The organism is Olleya sediminilitoris, from assembly GCF_016785945.1.
GTDB lineage: Bacteria > Bacteroidota > Bacteroidia > Flavobacteriales > Flavobacteriaceae > Olleya > Olleya sediminilitoris.
The window spans coordinates 60086-86450 of the sequence record NZ_JAEMEF010000012.1 but is presented as its reverse complement, the minus strand read 5'-3'; the positions used below and the strand labels follow the sequence as shown (position 1 = coordinate 86450).

Genomic DNA, 26365 nt, shown 5'->3' with positions numbered 1-26365 from the left:
TTTTATGTGTGTCTAATTATGCGTTAAGGATAGTAGTGGCATCCTTTTTTTGCTGCCATATATGGCAAAAAAAGATATAACGGATAGCCTGACCCTTGTGGTAACGCCCAATTAATTATTTAAAAGATTGGTGATTTTATCTAGTTTTGGTGTTAATATCACCTCTATACGACGGTTTTTAGCTTTTCCTTCTGCTGTAGTATTTGTGGCTATTGGTGCATACTCTCCACGTCCTGCTGCTGTTAAATTATCGGCTTTTATGTTACTGTTTTCTTGTAGTATATTTACTATTGCAGTAGCACGTTTGGTAGATAAATCCCAGTTATTGCTTATGTTACCTTTTGGTGAATATGGTGCATTGTCTGTGTGACCTTCTATTAACACTGATATTTCTGGATTATCTCCTAATACTGTACCAAGTTGTTTTACTGCTTTGCGACCTTGTGTCCCAACTGCCCAACTACCTGATTGGAATAATAGTTTGTTTTCCATGGATACATACACTTTACCATTACGTTGCTCAACGGTTAATCCTTTACCTTCAAAGTCTGTTAATGCACTAGATATAGCGTTTTTTAAGGCTGTCATTTCGGCTTCTTTTGCTGCTATAACACTTTCTAGGTCTGCTACACGTTGTGAGCGTGACTCTAACTCTTTTTTAAGTTGTGCTAGTCTTGTGTTTTCGGTTGCTAACGCTTGTTCTTTAGCCTCTAATTGCGCTAATAGTTCTCGATTTTTTTTTGTGTTTGCTGCTATTGCAGAACTACTATTTGCATCCAATGCATCATAAGAGGCTTTTAATGTATCGTATTTATTTTTTGCAACAGTATAATCGGATTCTAATTGATCACGACGGTTTACTGCGTCATCATATTTAGATTGCAATTGTGCCAAGTCGTTTAATGCTTGATTTTTTTGTAGTAATAAATCAGCATTTTCATCTTTTAGATTTCGGTTTTCTTTTTTTAATTCTGCATAGCTACTTTCTAACTCTTTGTAAACTTTTGGAGAGACGCAACTGGTTGCAATTAATACTAATAGGATGATTGTTACTCTGTTTTTCATTTTTATTTATTTGGGGTTTAAGATTCTATTTCGACTAAAATAGGACAGTGATCGCTGTGTTTTGCTTCTGGTAATATAACTGCCCTTTTAATATTTTGCTGTAGTGGTTGGCTAACCATTGCGTAATCTAAACGCCAACCTTTATTATTAGCTCTGGCATTTGCACGATAGCTCCACCATGAATATTCTTGACGCTCTGGATTTAAATATCTAAACGAATCTATAAATCCTGAGTCTATAAAATTACCAAGCCACTCGCGCTCTTCTGGTAAAAAACCTGAAACACCTTTCATTTTTGGATTATGGATATCTATAGCTTCATGACAGATATTATAATCACCACAAACTACTAGATTTGGTAATGTTTTAGTAAGATCGTTTAGGTAATTATGGATTAAATCCATGTATTCAAATTTATGTTCTAATCTTGCTGCATTTGTACCTGATGGTAAATACATACTCATGACTGAAAGTGCATCAAAATCCACACGGATGTTACGTCCTTCAAAATCCATAGACTCTATACCTGTACCATACTCTACATGATTGGGTTTTGTTTTACACAACACTGCAACACCACTATAGCCTTTTTTTTGAGCACTAAACCAATAATTATAATGGTAACCAGCGTCTTTAAATAAATTTAAATCCAACTGCTCTTCCATTGCTTTTATCTCTTGTAAACAAACAACATCTGGATTGGCACTTTGTAGCCAATCTATAAATCCTTTATTGATTGCAGCTCTGATTCCGTTTACGTTGTATGAGATAATTTTCATGAGTGTTTGTTTATTGTTTTAATTAAAATAACCTTTATTACAAGATTGTTTAAAGCTTAAAATATTTGTTTCGGCTAAATTAAATAATGGTTTACTTTTACAAGATAAATCACTCTGTTTTTACTGAAAAAATATTAACAAAATAATATAGTAATTATGGTGTTATACTTGTAGATGAAACTAACTTTAACCTGTTTTTTGTTTTTCTTCGGAATTTTTGCGTTTGCGCAAGAACAAGCTAATGGGTCAAACCGAAAGACAGTTGCTACAAACATTAGTATACAAATTGATAATGTTAGCATAAAACAAAATGGTTTTAAAGTTGAAACCAAATCAGGAAACACAATAAACTCCTCTTACTATAAGGTAGATTACGCAAAATCTACACTTACTTTTTTAAAACCAATAGAAAGTGATAGCGTCATAATTAGCTACCAGAATTATCCTGAGTTTATAACAAAAACCTATAAACAATTTGATAAAAGTATCATTGTTGAAAACACAGATAATCTTAGCAAGATAATACAGTTAAGACAACCAAATAACAAACAAACTTACACACCTTTTGATGGCTTAACAACTTCAGGAAGTATTAGTCGTGGTGTTACAATTGGAAACAATCAAAACTCGGTTTTAAATAGCGAGCTTGACTTACAGATAACTGGTAAACTAAACGACAAAGTATCTCTTAGAGCAAGCATACAAGATGCCAATATACCATTACAAGAAAGTGGCTATTCACAACGTTTGGACGAGTTTGATCAAGTTTTTTTAGAATTATTCTCTGACCAATGGTCTATTCGTGCAGGAGATATAGACCTAATTAATGAGCAATCCTACTTTGCTTCTTTTAGTAAACGTGTACAAGGGTTACAGGTTAAAGCTAATTTTGGTGACGAAAGTCAACAGACCAATGTTTTTGCTTCTGGTGCATTAGTTAGAGGACAATTTAGTAATTACCAATTTACTGCTCAAGAAGGAGATCAAGGTCCTTATAAACTACAAGGACCAAATGGCGAATTATTTGTACTTATTGTTTCAGGCAGTGAAACTGTATATGTAAATGGTGTCGCTTTAAAACGTGGTGAAAACGAAGACTACATCATAGATTATAATGCTGGCGAAATTATTTTTAATGCCACTTATCCTGTAACATCAGAGATGAGAATTAGTGTAGATTTTCAGTACTCGGAACGTGATTATTCTAGAATAGTAGCTTTTGCAGGAGGTAGTCATAACAGTGAAAAATTAAATATTAGCGCTTCTGTATACTCTGAAAGTGACTCTAAAAACAATCCGCTTCAACAAAATTTATCTGAAGAACAAGTTTCTATATTAAATACTGCAGGAGATGATAATCAACTTATGGTTGCCTCATCAGAAGTCCCAGAAACGTATAACGAAAACAGAATTTTATATAAAAAAGAGAATGTTAATGGACAAGACGTTTATGTGTTTTCAAACAATCCAGATGACACATTGTTTGGAGTCACCTTTACGTTGGTTGGAGATAATCAAGGTGATTATATTATAACTTCTAGCAATGCTATTAATAATATTTATCAATATGTGCAACCAATTGCAGGTGTACCTCAAGGAAATTACGCACCAATTGTACAACTTGCTGCGCCAACCTTATTACAAATAGCTACTGTAAATGGTGTGTATCAACCATCAAATAAAACAAAAATTGGTTTTGAAATTGCAGGTAGTAAAAACGACCTAAATTTATTTTCAGAACTTGACGATAACAATAATAATGGATTTGCTGGTAAATTAAAAGTTGAGCAAAATCTTATTAAAAATGATAGTACATGGAGCTTAGCTGCAGTTTTAGACACAGATTATATACAGCAAGATTTTAAAACCATACAACGTCTATACGAACCTGAATTTAATCGCGATTGGAATTTAAGTCAAACCAATTCTGAACTATTAAATACTAATCTTGGTAATCAAGCCTTAGTATCGGTTGGCCTGAAAAGTTTTCATTTTAAAAAAGGTTACGCAAACTATAGTTTTCAGCACTTAAATTATTCTGAAAATTTTTCTGGAAGCAAGCACAATATAAATGCTAATATTAATATTGGTAAATTACAATTATCAACTAATAGTAATATATTAAAAGCTAAAGGAAGCCAAAACTCCTCACAATTTTTCAGGACCTATAATCGTAGTATTTATGATTTAGATAAACAATGGATTGGTGTTGGTTTTTCGGCTGAAGAAAATAAAGAACGTATTAATGAAACTAAAGCATTTACAGATCTGACTCAGCGTTTTACTGCTTACGAAGCTTTTACAGGAATTGGAGACAGTACAAATATTTATGCTGAAGTTGGATATAAATATCGTGTTAATGATAGCTTACGAAATGGAAACCTAGATCGAGTCAATAGCTCTAATACCTATTATTTAGACTCTAGATTAATTAAAAACAAAAAAACCAATTTGTCTTTATATGTCAATTACAGAACTTTAAAAAATGAAGATGAAGACCAGGACAATGAAAACTCATTAAACTCCAGATTATTATTTAGTCAACGTTTTTTAAAAAACGGAATACTTTGGAATACTGCTTTTGAAACCAACTCAGGGACATTACCACAACAAGACTTTACCTATGTACAGGTAGAATCTGGACAAGGTGCGTACACTTGGATTGATTATAACCAAAATGGTATTCAGGAGCTTGAAGAATTTGAAATTGCTCAATTCCAAGATCAAGGAGATTATATTCGAGTTTTATTACCCAATCAAGTCTATATTAAAACACATCAAAATAGACTAAGCCAGACCTTGACTTTAAACCCAATTAATTGGGTCAATACAGAGCACAAGACCAAACATTTTTTTTCTAAGTTTTATAATCAGTCCAGTTATTTAATTGATAGAAAAATACAAAAAACTAATGCTGATTTTGATTTAAACCCTTTTAGTGCAGACAAAGACAACCAATTAGGATTAACTTTAAATTTTAGAAATGTATTATTTTTTAATCGTGGTAAGCAACGCTATACAACATCTTACACGTATTTATGGAACAGTAGCGAAAACACATTAAGTTTTGGATTTATAGAAAACAACTTAAAAAGCCATCAAATTAATTTTATACATAAAATCAAAAATAGCTGGTTAGTCACTGTAACCTCTGCTTTAGAAGAACAGTTTAGCAATAGCGAAAATTTTAGCAGTAAAAACTTTGATATAGACACCAAACGCTTTAATCCTAAATTATCTTATTTACTTAATGATAACGTACAGTTTGATGTGTTTTACCAGATAACAAATAAAGAAAACACTATTAATAACTTAGAAATTTTAGATCAGAACAAATACGGATTATCCTTTGCTTTTTCTCCAAAAAATAATGCACAAATAGGAGCTGTTTCTGGAGAGTTTAATGTTTTTAATAACGCTTTTGATGGAAACGCAAACAGCCCTGTGGCCTACCAAATGTTAGAAGGCTTACAACCAGGAAAAAACTTTACTTGGTCACTATTAGCACAAAAAAAACTAACCAAATTTTTAGATTTAAATTTGACTTATTTTGGTCGTAAAACAGAAACTAGTACTACAATACACACTGGAAATGTACAACTAAAAGCCTATTTTTAAAAACTACAAAAAAAACGCCCAACTGAATAGTTGAGCGTTTTATATAAAATATTTAAAGCGTTAATTACATTTTCATTAACCACTCTTTAACGTCTACTTCCTTTTTAATTATATCACGAAGTTCTTCAATTTTAACACGTTTTTGATCCATTGTATCTCTGTGACGAATGGTAACTGTGTTGTCTTCTAAAGTATCATGATCAACAGTAATGCAAAATGGTGTTCCGTTTGCATCTTGACGTCTATAACGTTTACCTACCGCATCTTTCTCGTCATAAAACACATTAAAATCCCATTTTAAATCTTCAACAATTTGTTTAGCTACTTCTGGCAATCCATCCTTTTTTACTAAAGGAAAAATAGCTGCTTTTACAGGTGCTAAAACTGCTGGTAATTTAAGTACTGTTCTTGTTGTATTGTTTTCTAACTCTTCTTCAACTAAAGCTTTTGAAAATACAGCTAAAAACATACGATCTAAACCAATTGAGGTTTCTAAAACGTATGGTGTATAGCTTGCTTTTTCTTCGTGATCAAAATACTGTAGTTTTTTACCAGAAAACTCCTCGTGTTGTTTTAAATCAAAATCTGTACGCGAGTGAATACCTTCTAACTCTTTAAAACCAAACGGGAATTTAAACTCGATATCAGTTGCTGCATCAGCGTAATGTGCTAATTTTTCATGATCATGAAAACGGTAGTTTTCTTCTCCTAAACCAAGTGATTTATGCCATTTTAGTCTTGTTTCTTTCCAGTAATCAAACCATTCTTTTTGTGTGCCTGGTTTAATAAAAAATTGCATTTCCATTTGCTCAAACTCACGCATTCTAAAAATAAATTGTCTTGCAACAATCTCATTTCTAAAGGCTTTTCCTGTTTGCGCTATACCAAACGGAATTTTCATTCGTCCTGTTTTTTGAACATTTAAAAAATTAACAAATATACCTTGAGCTGTCTCTGGACGTAAATACAAGTCCATTGCAGTTTCGGCAGATGCACCTAATTTTGTACCAAACATTAGGTTAAATTGCTTAACATCTGTCCAGTTTCTGCTTCCGCTTAAAGGACAAGCTATTTCTAACTCTTCAATTAATGCTTTAACATCTGCTAAATCTTCAGCTTCAAGAGATTTTCCTAATCGTTTTAAAATAGTATCAATTTTTTCTTGATAACCTAAAACACGACCATTTGTTGCTAAAAATTCTTCTTTATTAAAAGCTTCGCCAAAACGTTTTTCAGCTTTTTTAACTTCCTTTTCAATTTTGGTTTCAATTTTAGCACAATAATCTTCGACTAAAACATCTGCTCTGTACCTTTTTTTAGAATCTTTATTATCTATTAAAGGATCACTAAAAGCATCTACGTGACCTGATGCTTTCCATGTGGTTGGATGCATAAATATTGCTGCATCAATACCAACAATGTTATCATTCATTTGCACCATTGCTTTCCACCAATAGTCGCGTATATTTTTCTTTAATTCTGCTCCGTTTTGAGCGTAGTCGTATACTGCACTAAGTCCGTCGTAGATCTCACTACTTTGGAATACGTAACCATACTCTTTTGCATGAGAGATTACTTTTTTAAATTGATCGTCGTTGTTTGCCATAATAGTACAAAGATAAACGATAAATAAAAGTGTACAACCAAAAAATGATTAGTCTTTTTGACAAGTGTAAACAAAAGCTGGAGGAAGGTTTAAAGCCTCAAAACCTAAATGGACTTTACAATTAAATATTTGCTTTAAAGTATTGTAATATGTTAAGCTATATTGAAACTGGAAGAAATAACCTTGTGGTTTTAAACAAGCATAGGCACTGTTTAAAATAGAATTGGTTATTGGCTTAGGTATATTGGTTAATGGTAAGCTAGACACTATGTAATCTGTATTATCAAAACCATATTGCTTGATTACATCCATGACTTGATCTGCAGATTGATTAGTAACAATAAGTCTTGGATCATCAATTTTTAATAACGCATTATAAAACTTATCATTAATTTCAAATGTAATTAGTTTTGCGTTAGGATTTAAGCGCTGTAAAATCTGTTTGGTTATAATACCATTACCTGGACCAAACTCTACTATTAGCTTTGCGTTTTCAAAATCAATTGCACTAAGCAATTTTGAAGCTAAAAATCTTGAACTAGGAAATAATGTTCCTGAAGTTTTTAAACTTTTGATTGATTCTTTTAAAAAATTGATTTTGTTCAAAAAAAGAGTGGTTTAGTAAAATTTTTAACGAATATAAGATAATTATTTAATCGCTTACTAGTAAAATTATACCCTTTAAAATTATTTTGTTAAAACAGAATCATTTTTTAACTTTATTTTAATGTTATAGAAGTGCTACCTAACCTTTTGTTATCATTAAATACATTAACAAAATAAATACCTTTAGTAAAGGGTTGATCTTCGTCTGTGGTAACTATAGTTTCAACTTCAACGTCTTCTTTATTATAGGCTACTTTTATTTTTTTTGTATATATTAAAGACTCTTTACCAAAATTAACAGAACCTTCATCTGCAACTATATTATTACTAGGACTTAATATTTGCAGGTATAAATATTTATCTCCTTCATCCACAAATTTGTTTTTAGATACTGTAAATGCAACATGTAGTTTATTTGCTTTTTTATATTTTTCAGTACTAACAATACGTTTTTTTGTAATTCGCTTTACAGCCTGAGCCTCTAATTGTTCTATTTCTAAAAAGCTAGCATTATCAATTTTGTTTGACAACGCTGTATTAACTACTGCTAAATCTTTATTTTTTACTTTTAAATTTTTGGTTGTGTTTTTTATAGATTGAAAATTTAATTTAGCTTCCAATGCGGCTAATTGTAAGCGTTTATTTTCTTCTTGAGATTTGGCTAACAAGTCTAAAACCTCATCTTTTTCATGCTGTAAATCTTTAATTTCTGCTCTATAGTAAGATAATAATGATGCACTTGGAGCAACAGCTTTAACCGAGTCTAATATACGAATGATTCTGACCTTAGATTGGGTTAATCTTTCGTTTAAAATTTCGTCTTCGGTTCTAATATTTTCATAACGTATTATCATTTCTGATAATTCGTTTTCTAACAATTTTTTTTCTTGAGAGACATAACTATTATATTCATCTAACTTAGAGACACTTACGTAACTATAAACACCTAATGCAATGAAGGCGACAAATAGCGAACCAATGATTAACCTATAATGGTAGGTATGAGGGAAAATTATCATATATCTGTTAGTTACTAAAACACCTATTAATTAGGTGTTCAATCAATTTGGGAAAATTTAACAAAGCAAAAATATTTTTAATATCTGTATAACTAATATTTTTTCGATAACTTGAATAAAAACACTGTCAAAACAATATTTAATGCAAATAAACAGGTTAATTTACATAAATTTTACACAGATTTAACAATTATTAAATCTAAAAAATAGTATTTTATGAATAAGAATGCTTTATTGGATTTATTTTTCCCTCAGGTCTGTTCAGCCTGCAAAAACCAATTATCAGACAACGAACATTTCATATGTGTAGACTGTAGACATCGTTTACCAACAACAAATTTTCATTTGGATAACAACCCTTTTGTTAAAAAGGTGTTTTATGGTCGTGCAAAAATAGAAGCTGCTACTGCGTTGCTAAGATTTGAAAAAAAAGGTATCGTACAGCAACTGTTACACCAACTAAAATATGGTAAAAATGAAGAAGTTAGTAATTTTTTTGGGCTATGGCTTGGCGAAGAATTAAAATCAAACCAGCTTTACAAAAACAATATTGATTTAGTAATACCAGTACCATTACATCCTAAAAAACTAAAAAAAAGAGGCTATAATCAAGTTACTAAATTTGGTCAAAATATTGCTAAAGCTTTAAAAGCTGAATTTAACGACCAATTATTAATTAAGATAACAAATAGCAATCAATCTCAAGCTACAAAAAGCAGATTAGAACGTTGGCAATTAAACAACGAAGCTTTTGCTATTACCAAACCACAACTATTACAAAACAAACATATTCTTTTAGTTGACGATGTAATTACCACAGGAAACACTTTAGAAGCCTGTATTATAGAATTAAATAAAGCCGAAAACATTAAAATTAGTATTGCAACTATGGCAATAGCTTAAAGCATTTTTCGTTAAAACATAAATATGTTGTTAATTTGTAACTTCATTAAAAATTATATGCAAAATCGTCTTTTAAATTTTTGTTTTTATAGTGTTTTAGCACTTACATTTATTAATTGTGCTAACAGAGGAACCATTTCTGGAGGCGAGAAGGATATTACTCCTCCTGAGATTGAATACTCTACGCCGCCAAACTTTTCTAAAAATTTTAAAAGCAATGAAATCAGGATATATTTTAACGAATATGTTAAAACTAAAGACTTAACAAAACAACTTGTTATATCTCCTCCAATGAAAACCAAACCAGAAATCACACCTCTAGGTACTGCAAGTAAGTATATAAAAATCAAGATTTTTGATACACTACCTCCAAACACAACATTTGCTATAAATTTTGGAAATAGTATTGTAGATAATAATGAAGGAAATCCATATCCTTATTATAGATATGTATTCTCAACAGGAGATTACATAGATTCACTATCAGTTAAAGGAAGTGTAATGGATGCTTTAGAAAGAGAAACAGACCCATTTATATCTGTTAATTTATATGAAGCTGACACAACCTACACAGACAGCATTGTTTATAAAGAAAACCCAAAATATATAACCAACACACTGGACAGTACCACTAATTTTAAATTAGAAAACTTAAAAGCTGGAAAATACAAGTTGGTTGCAATAAAAGACAATAATAGTAATATTACTTTTGAACAAAAAAGTGATAAAATTGGATTTTATGAAGATTTTATTACTGTATCAAATGACACAACCCCTTTTTACAAACTAAAACTGTTTAAAGAAAATTTAGACTATAAAGCTGAAAATGCTAGGCTAATTTCTGGTGAAAAAATAGCATTTGGTTTTCAAGGGAAGGATTACAAAAAAATGAAAATTGATATACTATCCAATGTCCCTGAAGACTTTGAATATAAATATATTAAAGATCAGGAAACCGATAGTTTAAACTACTATTACAAACCTAAACTAGAAGTAGACTCGTTAGTATTTAAGGTAACAAATCGTAAAATCATAGACACTTTTACTGTTAGAATTAAGGACAATAAAAAAGATTCATTACTAGTAAAATCAAGTCCAACTAGCACTATTGGCATGTATGATCCATTAAAATTATGGTCCAATATACCAATTACTAAATTTGATGAAAAACAAATTAAGATTATTGACAAAGACTCTGTAAACATTGCTTTTACTAGTAAGCTTGACACCTTACAAAACACTGTAGAATTACAGTTTGAAAAAACACAAGATCATGGTTATAAAGTACAGTTATTACCAAATACCATAACTGATTTTTTTGAAGCGACTAATGATACTTTAAATTACACATTAAGAACTGAAAAAGAAGCAAGTTTAGGTAGTGCTAGAGTGATTATTAAAAATGCTGAATACCCATTAATAGTTCAGTTTGTAGATAAAAAAGGAGAAGTAAAGTATGAACAATACACTACTGAAGCACGACCTTTAGATTTTTTCTTTCTTAAACCAGGCGAATACTATTTAAGAGTCATTTTTGATAGTAATAAAAATGGTGTTTTTGATCCTGGTAGCTTTTTACAAAACAGACAAGCAGAACGTGTTAGCTACAGTAAAAAAGTAGCAGAAATTAGATCAGGATGGGAAGTTATTGTTGATTTTACTTTAGACTAAAAGTATCTTTATCATCTAAAAATTTTAGCTTATCTCTGGTCACAGTAATATGTGATTTAGTTAACACTATTTGTTGCACTCCTCCTTTATTGTTTGGTAAATTAGTTAGTAAATCACCTAACGCTGTATAAGCTGCTGAATGTCCTGGATAGTTATAATTATTTGCATCTAAACCCACTCTATTAACACCAATACAATAACTCATATTTTCAATAGCTCTTGCTTGTAACAAAGTATCCCATGCCTTTATGCGTTTTTCAGGCCAATTAGCAACATATAACAAGACATCATAATCGTCTTGTAATCTAGCCCAAACAGGAAAGCGTAAGTCATAACAAACCAACGGTTTTATTTTAAAACCTTTATAATTTACAATTAATTGTTGCTGTCCTTTAGTATATACTTTGTCCTCTCCTGCTAAGGTAAAAGTATGTCGTTTATCATAATGCTCTAGAGTTTGATCAGGATGTACAAAAACTAATCTATTATAAAACTTATCGTTTTGGGTTATAACCAAACTACCTACAATTGCTGCCTGCTTACTTTTTGCTAAATTTAGCATCCATTGTATGGTTGCTCCATCCATAGTTTCTGCAACAGTAGCAGCAGACATTGTAAAACCAGAAGTAAACATTTCTGGTAATACAATTAAATCCACATTATTGGTTAAACTTTCAATTTTACTTTCAAAATTTAGTCTGTTTTGATCAGGATTGTGCCATACCAAATCAGACTGAATTATTGCTACATTTAAAAGGCCTTCCACAGTTTATAATTTATTTAAACGTTGTTCTGCTTTATTAATTTTTTCCTGTAATTTTTCTAACTTACTTTCCCACTTAATTTTATCATTTGGAGACAATTTACCTTTAGCATCAAGTTTCTTAAATTTTTTAGTCTCTTTTTCAAACTTGTCATTTGCTTTTTCTAAAGCCTTTTTCGCACTTTCTTTTTTAGCTATTGCTTTTTCAGCTTTTTTCTGCTCCTTTTCTGCCTTTTCCCTAGCTTTTTCCGCCTTTTTACGTTCCTTTTCGGCTGCTTTTCTCTCTTTTTCTTGTGCCTTAAGCTCTTTAGCTTCAGCTTTAGCTTGTTTCTCTTTTCGCTTAGCTTCTTTTTCTGCTAACTTAACCGCTTTAATTTCGTTATTTTTAACCTTAGCTAAATCTAAAATTTGTGTAGTTTGAGCTTCTGTCAAAGTATTTGAAACATCTTCACCATTTAAGGTTATTTTTTTGTTTTTGACAACATAAACTTGGTTATCATGATTGACTTCTTGAGCAATGGTAACGCTAGCTGTAATTAAAAATGCTAACGAGAATAAGATTTGTTTTGATTTCATCTAAAAATTTATTTAAAATTAAATATACATTTATAATTACTCAAAGATTAGTCCAAATTAAACAATTCTTAATTTTTTAAGTAACTCTGGTTTAAATGTACGACCAATTGGTAAGCGTTGTGTGTTTATAAACACTTCGTTTCCAGAAATTTTATCAACATATTTAGTATTGATAATGAATGATTTATGAATTTGAATAAAATCTTGTTCTGGTAATTTTTGTATCCAGTTTTTAAGTGAATCTATATAAGATAATTTTTGTGTTTTTGTTATTACAGTAATATAATTACGATCGGATTCTAGATATAAAACATCTTCAAAAACAATTTTATGGAGCGTTTTATCTACATTTAAAAACATTAAATCCTCCTGTTCTTGAGTATTAAAGCTACTACTTCTGATTGCTGCTTTTTGAATAGCTTTTAAAAAGCGATCAAAACTGTAAGGTTTAACCAAATAATCTACAATAGTATCTAGTTCAAAACTACTAACAGCATATTCAGAATAAGCTGTAGTCATTATTATAGCTGGTGGACTTTTAATGGTTTTAATAAAATCTAAACCAGAAATATCAGGTAAATTAATATCTAAAAAGACTAGATCTGTAGTCTGATTTTTAAAAAAATCATGAGCTTGTGTAGCTGTTTGAAATGTAGCTATTAAGTTTATATCTGGTAATTTACTTATATAATTTTTTAGTAAATTTTGTGCAGGTATTTCATCTTCAATAATTATACAAGTCATGATAAATCTAATTTTAAAGTAACAACAAATTGCTGTGTACTTGTTATTGACAGTTGATGTTTATTTGGGTATAATAGCAACAGTCTTTTTTTAAGATTGTTTAATCCTATTTTAGCTTGATTTTGATTTGATAATTTACTTTTAAAAGCATTAGTACAAACACAAATTAATTGTTTATCTTTTTGGGTAATACTTACATCAATATTACTATTAACTACACTATGTTTAAAAGCATTTTCAATAATGGTAATTAACAATAAAGGAGCAATTTTACTGTTTATATTTTCAATAGTTGTATGATATTTTATTTGCTTTATACCTTCGGTTCTAATTTTCTGAAATTTAATATAGTTATCTAAAAACTGCAACTCTTTTTCTAAATCTACATATTCAGAATTACTTTCATACAACACATGTTTTAAATTGTCTGATAACATCAAAATTAGTTCTGGTGTTTGGTCTGGTTTTTCAATTGAATACGAATAAATTGTATTTAAATTATTAAACAAAACATGAGGGTTGATTTGAGATTTCAAAAACTTCAATTCCATTTCAACATGTTGTTTCTCTAAAATTTCTTTTTGATTTTTTTCGTCTAAAAAACGAAATAACATCCATATAAATGAGAAAAAAATTAACGGAACCAACGTTTGCCAAAGGTAGTCGCTTAAACATTTCATTATAGAACAACCACATTGTGCAAAAGCATTGCAATATAATTGTGTTGCAAAAAACGAAATTGCTATAAATAACAATCCATAAAAGGCGTACCATTTTCGTTTTACAAAATAAGGTAATAATATAAAATGGTTTGTATATACAATGACTCCTAAAATGGACAAATATTGTAAAAACGGGTTTTCGGCCCAATAATATCTAGAAAAGATATATAATGACACAAAGATAAATACCATCCAACCAAGAATGTGAACCAGTATTTGTGATGTATGTTTTTTAAGGTCTATCATAATTAATCATCAAAATAAACCAAAAAGCTAAAACCATCAAAAAACAAAGTATAAAAGCCCTTAAAAGCTATACAAACAACATTTTTTTGCTGTTTATACTTTTAAAATGGTTGTTGGTTAAAAAAATTAGAACTCTTAAAATTATCAATATAATTTTAACTCTAAACAATCTTAAAATCAATATTATGAAATCTATTTTAACTACAACACTCCTTCTTTTTTGTTCTTTAATTTTAAATGCTCAAAATTTAAACCATGAAGTATTAGACGCTAAAGGACAACCTAAATTATTAGGTGAAATTAATAAAAAGGGACTCCAAAAAGAAGGTTATAAAACATGGTTTAATAGTAATTATGACAATTACATAGTCAATGACAAATTAGTACAAACTTTTAAAACAAAGTTAAATGATTATACTATTAAAGTGTTTTTAGGTACTTGGTGTGGAGATAGCAAAAAGGAAATACCGCGTTTTTACAAAGTATTAGAGTCTGCAGAATTTAACATGGAACAATTAGAGGTTTTTGCATTAGATAATACAAAAGACAGCTATAAAAAAGGACCAAATGGAGAAGAAAAAGGTTATAACATCCATCGTGTACCAACTATTATTTTTTACAAAGACGGAAAAGAAATTAATAGAATTGTAGAACATCCTATTGAAACTTTTGAAAATGACATTAATAATATAATAAGCAATAAACGTTACTTGCCTAAATATTATGTTGCTAATATCACTTTTAATAATCTAAACACAACACCAATAGAAGATTTGATGACTTTAGAAAATCAATTTTTGAGTTATTTTCCAGAGTACTCAGAAGGAAGCAAAGAGCTAAACACTTTAGGTTATTGGCATTTAAAAGATAAACAATATACTAAAGCTTTATATATTTTTGATTTAAACACAAAAATGTTTCCATACAACCCAAATGTTTATGATAGTTTAGGTGAAGCATTTTACCTGACAAGTAATTATGAAGAAGCCAAAATAAATTATAATAAGGTTTTAAGTTTGAAACCAGATGATAAAAATGCAATTGAAATGCTAGCTAAAATTAAAACCAAACAATTATAAGTCTATTGTAACAAGTAAATTATTCACATCTTAGAAAAAACAATTAAATAGCTTTAAAACTCGCCATACTTCACACCTCACAAATTATTAAGTTTGTGAGGTTATTTATTTACAATAAACAATGCTATTTTAAAGCTATAACACTGATAACCAACACCTTTAAACTATCAAAAATTACAGTCATTTAATATTATTATTTCTAATTTTTATAAGTTGTAAGAAACTTAAAACCGAAAGTATCTCATTAATTACTACTGAAGACACTAAATTACAAAGTAAAAAAACTGAAGACTATTACACTGGCATTGATAGCGTAAAGATGAATATTAATTTTAAGGCTAAAGGTGATTACAAGACTATAATATCAAAAATAAAAAGCACTAAAACCTATTTTAAAACCTTGTATGCTAACAATAAAAACAAAGCTATTGATAGTGCTTCAAAATACTTATATTATAAATTAATAAATGATATAATACCACATTGGTATGGTACTACTTGGGATTTTAATGGTCACACAAACATACCAAATGATGGTTTAATAGCTTGTGGTTATTTTGTATCGACTACTTTAAAACATTTAGGGTTTAATCTAAATCGTTATAAAATGGCACAACAAGCAGGACTGTATGAAGCAATTGCTTTACAGCCCAAAAACAAGCTAAAAACATACTCCAATAAAACATTTTCTGAATTAAAAGAAAAACTAAACGCTGTTTACACAGATGGTATTCACTTTGTTGGTTTAGATAATCACGTTGGCTATGTATTAATAAAGGACAAAGACATTTACTTTATACATTCTAGTTATTGCGATAATAGAGTAGTAATTGAATTGGCTGAAACCTCACCATGTTATAGATCTAATTTATATGTTTTTGCTGAAATTACTACAAACGATGATTTGATTAAAAAATGGATATTTAATGAGGCTTTGGTAATTCCGACTAGTTAAATTTAGATTTGAATTATGAAAAAGAAATTGTTTACCTTTCTAGTACTATGTATTTTTGGATACTATTTTCTACCTTCATTAATACATAAGGTTTATAGATTGAATACTTCTACTGAAACTATCGCTTATAATAACAACCTATATCATTCAACAACCAATTCAATTCATCAAAATAAATCTAAAGATTTCTCAAAAAAAGATTCTCTTTTTTTATGGTTTCACGTTAGAGGTCTTCCAATTGACGAAGACCATTTTGCATCAACAAAATATGAAGAATGGAAAGAAATAATTATGTATTTGAAAAATCATTAAAATGAAATATAAACTTTCAATAATATTAATATTAAGTAGTTTACTTTTTAGTTGTAACACATCAAGGCTTAGTAAAAAAGAATTACTTAAAGAAATCAAGCTTTAAAAACTAAAATTGAAGCTTTAAAAGTATCTGATAATTCAAAACTAGAAGCTGTTTTAGAGACCAGTAACTTAAATATTGTTTACAGAGGTGTTAGTAACCCTATTAAAATTTCATTTCCAAATGCTATAGATATTAAAGCAGTTGGTGTTGGCCTGAGTAAAAAAGAAGGTATTGGAAATTATCTTATGATTCCTGGTTCTGGAAAAACTGTTGATATAACAATTAAAGCTGAAATGATTGATGGTTCAATTATTACAGATGTGAAAACGTTGAGGATAAAGGATATTGGAAAACTTATTGGAAGAATAAATGAAATTGGATGCGGCAATAAATGTGATGTTTTAATGAATAAAAATCAATTTAAAAATGCACTTATAACATCAGATTTAGATGATTTTTTATATCCTTACTATTTTAAAGTAACTAGTTTTAAAATTAAAGCAAATAACACAGAAACTATTAAAGTTGATGGTAATCAAATCACGACTGATATTAGCATTAAATTAGAAAAAACATTAAATATTGGAGATAAAGTAATTATTTTCGATTTAAAGGTAAAATCAAATTCTGGATATAGAATAAAACCTCCTTCTCCAATTTTTATAAAGATTATAGAGTAAAAAAACTCATCATTCTCGATACAATTTTCTCGTACCTCAAAAATTACTCGAAGTGACAAAACAATATCCTTCTATTGTAACACATTGTTAGTTCGAGTGAAATTACTTTTCTTTTTGTGTTTTATAAAAACATCTCAAATTAAACAATCTCCATCTTCTTCAATAAGAAACTAGCATTCATGTTTTGACAAATTCCTTTTTTAAAAGTGTAATCAAAATACAATTCGTCATTAATAATTTGAGCATCAAAATAATAGTTTTTAACCTCTTCTAATTGTGCTTCAATTTCACAAAGACTTAAATCGTGTGTTGCAATAATACCTGTTGCATGACTAGCCACTAATTTTTCTACAAACTTACGTGACCCAATAGCTTTGTCTGTACTGTTTGTTCCTTTAAGGATTTCATCTAAAATAATAAAGTAATTATCCTGCTTAATCGCATCTACAATATATTTTAAGCGTGTTAATTCTGAAAAGAAATAACTACTATCATCTGTTAAACTATCGCTAGTACGCATGCTTGTAATTAATTTAACGGGATTGTAAATAGATTTTTTTGCACAAACAGGCAAACCAATATTAGCCATTACAATATGTAAAGAAACGGTACGCAAAAAGGTACTTTTACCAGCCATATTTGCTCCTGTAATAATAAAAAATTGTCGATCTTGAATTTTAAAATCATTATCAACCCGTTTGTTACTTTTAAGCAATGGATGTCCTAACTGCAAGACACTTGTCTCAGTATTATTATCAACAATTTGTGGATAAACATAATCTTGATTATTAAACGCATAGTTACCTAAACTGTTATAAGCATCAAAAAAAGTAACTACTTCAAACCAATCTTCAACTTTATCTTTATAGTTTTCTAGCCATCTTTCGATGGTGTAAGTGTGTTTTAAATCTGTTAAGAAATAGCCATTCCCAAAAATTGCAGAAATTAAATTATTTCTGTTATCCAAAGCATCCATTGCTTTTGAAAGCTCTTTAATAATTTGTGAAGCCTTTTTATTTTTTAATTGAATTTTAGCCTGTTTGTCAATTAATAATTTGGATGTGAATGTTTCATTTTCAATTGCATTTAAAAGTGAAGCGTATTGACGAAAGATATCTCTCATCTTATCTGTGTTTGTACTTAACACATTTACTTTTTTTAGAAAACGACCTGTAATAAACAAACCAACAAACAACCAATAACCAATGATTGCTGCAGGAATAATTTTTGCAACAGATAAACCCACAATTAAAATTGATAATACTGAAATTACTAAGGGTAGCAACTTAAAAAATTTTGGCAATATACTTTGGTGAGATTTTAAAAACTCAAGTATCGTTTTTGCTTTAGTTTCTACTTGTATTAAACTAGCATTAGCTTGAAAATTCTGTCTCCAATCTGCTTTAGAAGCTAATTCTTTTATAGCATTTTGCCTTCCATTAATAGCCATGATATTATTAGCTTTTAAATTATTAGCTAAACTATCAGAACCTTCTTGTGTCGCAGTACGATTTATAAATTGAAAAAAACTTCCTTTACCAAATAAATCAATATCTAAAGCATAATTATGCAATGGATCTTGATACTTCAAACCTTGTGGTCTGTCATGAAACTCTCCAGAATTAATTTTTAATTCGGTTTCATTAATCTTAAGTAATTCTTCAGTTAATTTATACGATCTTTTAATCTTAGTATAGTTAGCAACTATAAATCCAAAAATAGTTACACCACAAATTATAACTAAAGTAAAATATAACCAGTCTTTAAATGTATAATATATTAATAAAAAGGTTAAAAAAAACACAACTAACCTAGAGACACTTAGTCTAATCATTTTTTTGTGAAGCACAGTAACTTGACCAGCTAAATTTTCAATATTAACTTTATAAAATTCACTTGATTTTACCATAAATTATGAGAAAATAAATAATATTATATATTTGTTAAATAAACTATAAGCAATAATAATGTTAAATAAGTGCATATTTTATAAAATACTATTTTTAATTTTTTTAATTTTCAGTTGCAATAAACAAATAAAAGAAAATATATCACCCAAAAAACACCTTTTTAAAGTACTGTCTCCAGAAAATACAGGTGTTAAATTCACAAATCAATTAAAAGAAGATGCTAACCACAGTATTATTAATTACATCTACTTTTATAATGGAAATGGGCTTTGTGCAGGAGATATAAATAATGATGGATTAACCGATTTGTATTTTGTATCCAATCAGGGTGAGAATAAATTATACCTTAATAAAGGAAATTTTAAGTTTGAAGACATTACTAAAAAAGCAAATATCGAATCACTTTCTGACTGGAATACAGGAGCTACAATGGTAGACATTAATAATGATGGATTTATGGATATTTATTTGTGCTCTGTATCTGGAATACTAGATTTCGAAGGACGTAATGAGCTTTTTATTAATAATGGAAACGGAACATTTACAGAAAAAGCTAAAGATTATGGTTTAGATTTTAAAGGTTATTCTACTCAATCATATTTTTTTGATTATGATAAGGATGATGATTTAGACGTATATATTGTAAATCACGCTGTACATACAAACCTATCTTATGGACCCGCATCACATAGAAAAAAAAGAGTAGGTTTAGTAGGTGATGTATTATTAAAAAACACAAATGGAAAATTTATAGACGTAAGTGAAACTTCTAATATTTTTGGTGGTCCAAATGGCTATGGGTTAAGTGCTTCTATTGGTGATTTTAATAATGACGGTTGGGATGACATTTATGTCTGTAATGATTTTCATGAAGATGATTATTATTACTTAAATAATCAAGATGGTACTTTTACAGAAAAAATGTCCGAAGCATTTTCTACAATTAGTAGATTTTCTATGGGAAGTGATTCTGCTGATATTAATGGAGACGGATTCTTAGACATTATCACATTAGATATGTTACCAGAAAAAGAATCTATAATAAAACAAACTGAAGGGGATGATGCTATGTATAATATGCAAAAACAGCTTAAAAAACTTGGTTATAAGGATCAAATATCAAGAAATATGCTTCAAATTAATAATAATGGATCTTACTTTATAGAAACAGCATCATATAATCACATAGAAGATACGGACTGGAGTTGGGGTCCCCTTTTTGCTGATTTTGACAATGATGGGTTTCAAGATTTGTTTATTAGTAATGGTATATTAAGGCGCCCAAACAATCTAGACTTTAGAAAATACGTTTCTAGTACTTTTAAGCAATATGGTAGTGATAATAGCTTAAAATGGCTATATAAATCTTTGGACAAGATGCCCAGCGGAGCTTCTTCAAATAGAATTTTTAAAGGCAATAGCCAGTCTTTTGAAGATAAAACTGGAAAATGGATTGAAGACAAACCATCTTTCTCAAATGGTGCTATATACTTAGACTTAGATTTAGATGGAGATTTAGATATTGTAACAAACAATTTGAACGAAAAAGCTACTATTCTCAAAAACACTACTGATAATAGCAATAACTATTTATCAATAAAGTTTAATTACAAACCATCAAATAAAGAGGGATTAGGAACCAAAGCAATTGTATATTCTAATGGCTTAAAACAGTTCAAACAATTATATAAAACTAGAGGTTTTTTATCTGCTGGAGAAGGGAAGTTACATTTTGGATTAGAAAAAAATGTAATTGACTCTTTACACATTATTTGGCCAAATAACAAAGTACAAAAAATTAATGATGTTTCTATAAACACCAATCTAACTGTTGACTACAAAATTGATACAACACCATATTCTTACATTAACAAAAAAGAAAAAAACTTTTTTAAAAGAGAAAACATCCTTGATTTTGTTCATTCAGAAGATAATTACGATGATTTCTTTCATGAAAGATTAATACCAAATAGGGTTTCGATTCAGGGACCAGCTGTTGCTATTGCCGACATAGACAACAATGGGTTTGAAGATTTTTTTATAGGTAATGCTTCTGGTAAAAAAGCAAAGCTTTTTTTAAATAATGGTTTTAGTTTTAAAGAAAAAAAAATTACTCATATTGAACAAGATTTACTGTATGAAGATAATGTAGCCACCTTCTTTGACGCGGACGGAGACTCCGATTTAGACTTATACGTTGGTTCTGGTATAGAATTACTCAGAAGAAAGAATTTTGAAAACGATCGTCTATATATTAACAATAATAACAGTTTTGAAAAATCTAACAACACAATACCAAATAACTTTAATAACACTTCCAGTGTAGTCGCTTACGATTACGACCAAGATGGAGATCAAGACTTATTTATAGGTAATTTATCTAATCCCAATAGTTATGGTGACAAACCAAGCGCTTATATTTTAATAAATGATGGTAAAGGTAATTTTTCAAAAGATAAAGAATTCAACCTAAATATTAAAGCTACTGCTGCAACTTGGAGCGATATAAATAACGATGGTATTAAAGATCTACTTATCGCTTCAGAATGGGATTCTCCAAAAATATATATCAATAACAAAGGAAATTTAAAACCCTTAGACATTCCAAACCATTTAAATGGACTTTGGCAATCTATAACTACTTTTGACATTGATGATGATGGGGATTTAGATATATTACTTGGTAACTGGGGTGAAAATACCCGCTTTAATGAAGTCTCATCTGATGCACCATTAAAACTTTACTATTCAGATTTTGACTCAAATGGTACTAAAGAAACTGTTTTAGCCTACAAAAAAGACAATAATTATTATCCAGTAAACTCGAAAGACGAATTAGCCTCACAAATGAATATTATAAGTAAAAGATTTATAAACTATAAAGATTTTTCATCTAAACCGATAGAAGATGTTTTAACATATGAATCTTTGAAAAAAGGAAAAATTTATAAAGTTGAAACTTTATCATCAGGTTATATTCAAAATAATAATGGTAATTTCAATACATTTATTGAGTTTAATTATCAATTACAATTAGCTCCAATAAATTCGTTTGCAGAAATAACAATAAATAACAAAAAGGGATTAGTTGTAAGTGGTAATTCTAACAAAACAGGGACATATCATGGCGCCTATTTAGCATTAAAAGGCATGTTTTTAGAAACAGATAATCAAATAAATCAATTATCAAATTATGGTATAGATGCATTTAACGGTCAAGTAAAACAAACCGGTGTCATTAAAATGAAAAACAAAAATTTATTTTTTGTTCTTACTAATAATGAAGCTATTAAAACATACACATTTAGATAAATATTTTCATTATTATGCGCAAACATATTAGAGTTATCATTTTGTTAAATTTGATTTTTATTTCATGTAAAGAAAAAAAAGCATCAATAAACATAACAACAAATCATATACATAATACAGTGGATCAACTTACTAAAATAATGATACACGATGTATTTTCACCTCCTGTTGCAAGCAGAATTTATGTATATCCTAATATAGCAGCTTATGAGGTTTTAAGCTACAACAATAAAAGTTATAAAACCTTATCTAAGCAATTAAACGAATTCAAAACACTTCCAAAAATAAAGTTAAACAACACTTTAAATAAAAAATTAGCAGCATTAATTGCTTACATGGAAGTAAGTGAAGAGTTAGTTTTTTCCAAACAAAAGCTTATAACTTACAAAGACAGCTTGTATAGCAATTGGATTAACATTAATAAAGACGAATTTAATGAGGCTAAAATGTTTGGAAAAGAAGTAGCTAATCACGTAAAACTATGGATGAATGATGATAAATACATCGAAACAAGAAATATGCCTATTCACAACGTGTTAACAAAAGACCCTTTTAGTTGGGTCCCAACTCCACCGGCTTTTATGCCTGGAATAGAACCACACTGGAATAAAATCAGACCATTAATTATGAAATCTGCTGATCAGTTTAAGCCTGAAAAGCCACCAACACCATCTTTTGAAAAATCTAGTGATTTTTATAAAGAGTTAATAGGTGTTTATAATATTGGAAATAAAATTATAAAAGAAGGTAACACCTCTGAAAAATTGAATATTGCCAAATTTTGGGATTGTAATCCCTACGTTTCTGTTAATAAAGGACATTTTATGTTTGCTGAAAAAAAAATAACACCAGGTGCACACTGGATAGGAATATGTAAAATAGCTTGTAAGGAGTCTAATAGCAGTTTTGAAAAAACCATTTATGCTTACACGAAAACAGCCATAGCAATTAACGATGCTTTTATAAGTTGCTGGGATGAAAAATATAGAAGCAATTTAGTTCGACCAGAAACTTTAATTAATAATTATATAGACGATAATTGGTTACCATTATTGCAGACACCACCCTTTCCAGAATATACCAGTGGTCACTCTGTAGTTTCTGGTGCAGCCTCTGAAATATTAACCAAAATTTTTGGTGATAATTTTAAGTTTGATGATACTACAGAATTACCTTATGGATTAGGAGTTAGAACATTTTCATCATTTAGAGACGCTGCAAATGAAGCAGCATTAAGCAGGTTTTACGGAGGTATTCACTATATGTCTGCTGTAAAATTAGGCCTTGAACAGGGTAAAAAAATTGGACATTACATAAATAATTCTGTTACATTTAAAAACAAATAATCAAATTATTTGCAAAACATTCACATAGATGTTTGAAAAGTTATAATTATAAATCTAAATTATCAAATTGAGTAAATACAGAAATTATAGTTTGAACTGCATCTTTATAAAACTGTTGATCAATATTTTCAAAATCATCTGTTGGCTCATGATAATCTTCATGATCAGCAACTCCAAAATACACAAAAGGGATTTTTGCTTTATGAAACGCAGCATGATCACTTGCAAAAGACCAATCATCAGCTTTTGTTAATCCTTCATGATCAATTAACAAATCCACTACTCCAATATCTTTAAAATTAGCAATTGTAGGTTTTAAAATTGGGTAATGACTAGTTCCTACAGCAAATAGCTGTTGTTTTTCACTTCGGCTAATCATATCCATATTTAAGTTTAATACTATATTGCGTCGTTTTGTTAAAATGTTGTTTTCAACAAAATGATAAGCCCCTTTTAAACCTAATTCTTCAGCATCAAAAGCTGCTAAGATAACGTTATGTTTAGGTGGATTTTTAGCAAAATATTCCGCAAAAGCAAATAAAGCACTAACACCAGAAGCATCATCATCTGCTCCATTATAAATTTTACCATTTTTAATACCTTCATGATCATAATGTGCTGATATAACAATGTATTTGTCGGTTTTTTCTCGTCCATTTATGACACCTAAAATATTAACAGCATTATATATTTTTTTATCAGAAAAACTAAAGGACTGCTCAAAAGTGTTATTTAATGGTTTTACGCCTAGTGACGTGAAGTGATCAATGACGTAATTTCTTGCTAAGGCTGCACCTTTGGTCCCTGTTCTTCTTCCTTCAAAAGTATCAGAAGATAAGTTTTTGACGTCTTCTAAAAGTATTTCTGTATTAAAGAAATAACCAGTAATAGAGTCTTTAACGATATCTAAAGGCGTTGTATTTTTAAATATTTTATTAGTAGATGTATCTGTTTTACAACTTACTAAAAGTACTGACATTAGAATATAAAAGAGTCTCATAATCTTTAAATTTAATATAAATGTAACTAAAAAACCCAAGCTATGTTGCATGGGTTTTTAAATATTTAATTTACTGCTATACAGTATAGGCTTATCCTTTTAGGCTTGCGCCAAGGTACTCACGATTCACACGTGTAATGTCCTTTAAAGAAATTCCTTTAGATCATTCAACCTCACAAGCTGTAGTATTAGTACAATTAACAAAACCTTCTTCATCCATTTGTTTTACCATGTTTAAAACACGATCTGTAGCTTCTAATTTACCTTGTGGCAATAAAGCAAATTGAGATACACTAGCTCCATCAAATAACATTGCTGAAGAGTTTTTACAAGTTACTACACAAGCACCACAACCAATACAAGTTGTTGCTTCAAAAGCTTTATCAGCATCAGCTTTATTTACTGGAGTTGCATTTGCATCAATAGTGTTTCCAGATGTGTTTACAGATATAAATCCACCTGCATGTTGTACACGATCAAAAGCACTTCTATCAACAATTAAATCTTTTACTGTAGATTATTTTTTATTTAAAGGGTTTTTCGTAGTAATTATGCTCATACCTTCTAAAAAAAATCTATACAGACAAGTAATTTAACTATCAATTAATTTGATTTAAATAGATTTTTTTGTGTTTTATACAGCTCATTATAATGTTATAAACTGTCAAGTTAATTTTATCATAATTAAAAAACTGTTACTTAAGACTAAATATCTAGGCCTTTTTTTATATAAACACGATTAATTAATGGATTAATTAGAAATATTAGCAAAAAAAGATATCTAGATGTAGTAGGGAATATAAAAGCCATTATTCCTGAAAAAATCCAAACCCAAAAGCTATTCATAGCTCTTGCTTTTTCCCATTTACCTATAGTATTTTTTAAACCCGTTTGACCATTTTCTTTTTTTATGATATACTTAATCATTAAATAATTAATAAGAGCTATAGAAGATAGATTAAAACAATAAAAGATAAACGGTCCAGTTAAATTAAAACTACCAACATAAAAAGCAGTAGAAAAAGGAAGTAAAACAATAAACAAAAGAAGAAATATATTGAGCCATAATAGTTTATTATTTACTGTTGATACATATTTGGTAATTCTCATATGAGTAACCCAATATAAAGCAATAACAAAAAAACTTACAACCAAACCAATAAAGCTAGGTATTTTACTTTGTAAAACTACCCAAGTACCATGTTGTTCTATCAATTTATAAGAAGGAATACTTATTTCTAAAACTAATAGAGTAATAGCTATAGAGAAAATAGCATCACTAAAACTGATTACACGTTTTTTATCAAAAATAAGGTGATTCATAGTTGTAGTTGATTTAAGAAATTGAAAAAATAAAAAATGCTCAAAATTTTCTTTTGAGCATTTTTCTATTGTATAAGAGATATG

The 26365-nt window shown here is 29.1% G+C and carries 21 protein-coding genes and 1 pseudogene; 9 read left to right on the top strand and 13 right to left on the bottom strand.

Features of this window, described 5'->3' with window-relative positions:
- Positions 1–111 precede the first annotated feature (111 nt).
- Positions 112–1065 (bottom strand): OmpA family protein, encoded by a 954-nt coding sequence (locus JAO71_RS12860; RefSeq protein WP_054852135.1) that lies wholly within the window; start codon positions 1063–1065, stop codon positions 112–114.
- Positions 1066–1082: 17 nt separating this feature from the next.
- Entirely contained in the window at positions 1083–1844 is a 762-nt protein-coding gene (locus JAO71_RS12855; RefSeq protein ID WP_116823926.1) for an exodeoxyribonuclease III, read from the bottom strand.
- 174 nt (positions 1845–2018) lie between these two features.
- Here JAO71_RS12855 and JAO71_RS12850 point away from each other — a divergent pair, with 174 nt between their 5' ends.
- Entirely contained in the window at positions 2019–5462 is a 3444-nt protein-coding gene (locus JAO71_RS12850; protein WP_203001175.1) for a hypothetical protein, read from the top strand.
- A 64-nt stretch (positions 5463–5526) separates the two neighbouring features.
- Here the strand turns inward: JAO71_RS12850 and JAO71_RS12845 are convergent, their stop codons facing one another.
- From JAO71_RS12845 to JAO71_RS12835, 3 genes are all read right to left on the bottom strand, one after another.
- Positions 5527–7068, bottom strand: a complete 1542-nt coding sequence (locus tag JAO71_RS12845; protein ID WP_054852138.1) for a glycine--tRNA ligase — start codon at positions 7066–7068, stop codon at positions 5527–5529.
- A gap of 48 nt (positions 7069–7116) precedes the next feature.
- A complete protein-coding gene (locus JAO71_RS12840; RefSeq protein WP_203001174.1) occupies positions 7117–7674 on the bottom strand; it encodes a class I SAM-dependent methyltransferase in 558 nt (185 codons plus the stop codon).
- A 113-nt stretch (positions 7675–7787) separates the two neighbouring features.
- Positions 7788–8693 (bottom strand): hypothetical protein, encoded by a 906-nt coding sequence (locus JAO71_RS12835; RefSeq protein WP_203001172.1) that lies wholly within the window; start codon positions 8691–8693, stop codon positions 7788–7790.
- Between the two features lie 216 nt (positions 8694–8909).
- Between JAO71_RS12835 and JAO71_RS12830 the strand changes: the two genes are divergently transcribed.
- Together JAO71_RS12830 and JAO71_RS12825 are read left to right on the top strand one after the other, a co-directional pair.
- Positions 8910–9596, top strand: a complete 687-nt coding sequence (locus tag JAO71_RS12830; RefSeq protein ID WP_028608193.1) for a ComF family protein — start codon at positions 8910–8912, stop codon at positions 9594–9596.
- A gap of 57 nt (positions 9597–9653) precedes the next feature.
- Entirely contained in the window at positions 9654–11267 is a 1614-nt protein-coding gene (locus JAO71_RS12825) for an Ig-like domain-containing protein (protein WP_203001170.1), read from the top strand.
- On the opposite strand, the gene JAO71_RS12820 is transcribed toward JAO71_RS12825, so the two are convergent.
- From JAO71_RS12820 to JAO71_RS12805, 4 genes are read right to left on the bottom strand one after another with little or no spacing between them, the layout of a single operon-like run.
- On the bottom strand, positions 11254–12033 hold the full coding sequence (locus JAO71_RS12820) for a nitrilase family protein (protein WP_203001168.1): 780 nt from the start codon (positions 12031–12033) through the stop codon (positions 11254–11256). The two genes, JAO71_RS12825 and JAO71_RS12820, sit on opposite strands and share 14 nt — an antisense overlap.
- Before the next feature lie 3 nt (positions 12034–12036).
- Entirely contained in the window at positions 12037–12606 is a 570-nt protein-coding gene (locus tag JAO71_RS12815) for a hypothetical protein (RefSeq protein WP_203001166.1), read from the bottom strand.
- A gap of 57 nt (positions 12607–12663) precedes the next feature.
- The gene (locus JAO71_RS12810) at positions 12664–13350 is read right to left on the bottom strand and encodes a LytR/AlgR family response regulator transcription factor (RefSeq protein WP_203001164.1); all 687 of its coding nucleotides are present in this window, start codon (positions 13348–13350) and stop codon (positions 12664–12666) included.
- Entirely contained in the window at positions 13347–14318 is a 972-nt protein-coding gene (locus JAO71_RS12805) for a sensor histidine kinase (protein ID WP_236011275.1), read from the bottom strand. Before JAO71_RS12805 ends, JAO71_RS12810 begins: the two co-directional genes overlap by 4 nt.
- A 185-nt stretch (positions 14319–14503) precedes the next feature.
- Here JAO71_RS12805 and JAO71_RS12800 point away from each other — a divergent pair, with 185 nt between their 5' ends.
- The 4 genes from JAO71_RS12800 to JAO71_RS12785 all read left to right on the top strand — a co-directional run bounded on the left by JAO71_RS12800 (position 14504) and on the right by JAO71_RS12785 (position 17390).
- A complete protein-coding gene (locus tag JAO71_RS12800; protein WP_116823919.1) occupies positions 14504–15397 on the top strand; it encodes a thioredoxin family protein in 894 nt (297 codons plus the stop codon).
- A gap of 319 nt (positions 15398–15716) precedes the next feature.
- A complete protein-coding gene (locus JAO71_RS12795; protein ID WP_203001162.1) occupies positions 15717–16352 on the top strand; it encodes a hypothetical protein in 636 nt (211 codons plus the stop codon).
- 15 nt (positions 16353–16367) lie between these two features.
- The gene (locus JAO71_RS12790; protein WP_028608186.1) at positions 16368–16664 is read left to right on the top strand and encodes a hypothetical protein; all 297 of its coding nucleotides are present in this window, start codon (positions 16368–16370) and stop codon (positions 16662–16664) included.
- 114 nt (positions 16665–16778) lie between these two features.
- Positions 16779–17390, top strand: coding sequence for a GldM family protein (locus JAO71_RS12785; RefSeq protein WP_203001208.1), 612 nt, complete (start codon positions 16779–16781; stop codon positions 17388–17390).
- 139 nt (positions 17391–17529) lie between these two features.
- Here JAO71_RS12785 and JAO71_RS12780 read toward each other — a convergent pair whose 3' ends face one another.
- Entirely contained in the window at positions 17530–19299 is a 1770-nt protein-coding gene (locus JAO71_RS12780; protein ID WP_203001160.1) for a MutS-related protein, read from the bottom strand.
- Positions 19300–19357: 58 nt separating this feature from the next.
- On the opposite strand from JAO71_RS12780, the gene JAO71_RS12775 reads away from it, so the two are divergent.
- Positions 19358–22612, top strand: coding sequence for a CRTAC1 family protein (locus JAO71_RS12775; protein WP_116823915.1), 3255 nt, complete (start codon positions 19358–19360; stop codon positions 22610–22612).
- Positions 22613–22752: 140 nt separating this feature from the next.
- Entirely contained in the window at positions 22753–23958 is a 1206-nt protein-coding gene (locus JAO71_RS12770; protein ID WP_317193483.1) for a vanadium-dependent haloperoxidase, read from the top strand.
- A gap of 46 nt (positions 23959–24004) precedes the next feature.
- Here JAO71_RS12770 and JAO71_RS12765 read toward each other — a convergent pair whose 3' ends face one another.
- From JAO71_RS12765 to JAO71_RS12755, 3 genes and pseudogenes are all read right to left on the bottom strand, one after another.
- Complete coding sequence (locus tag JAO71_RS12765) at positions 24005–24937, bottom strand: M20/M25/M40 family metallo-hydrolase (protein ID WP_116823913.1); 933 nt, start codon at positions 24935–24937, stop codon at positions 24005–24007.
- A gap of 112 nt (positions 24938–25049) precedes the next feature.
- A pseudogene (locus JAO71_RS12760) lies at positions 25050–25469 on the bottom strand (succinate dehydrogenase/fumarate reductase iron-sulfur subunit); the annotation flags it as partial.
- 194 nt (positions 25470–25663) lie between these two features.
- Positions 25664–26281 (bottom strand): TMEM175 family protein, encoded by a 618-nt coding sequence (locus JAO71_RS12755; protein WP_054852147.1) that lies wholly within the window; start codon positions 26279–26281, stop codon positions 25664–25666.
- Between the last annotated feature and the right edge of the window lie 84 nt (positions 26282–26365).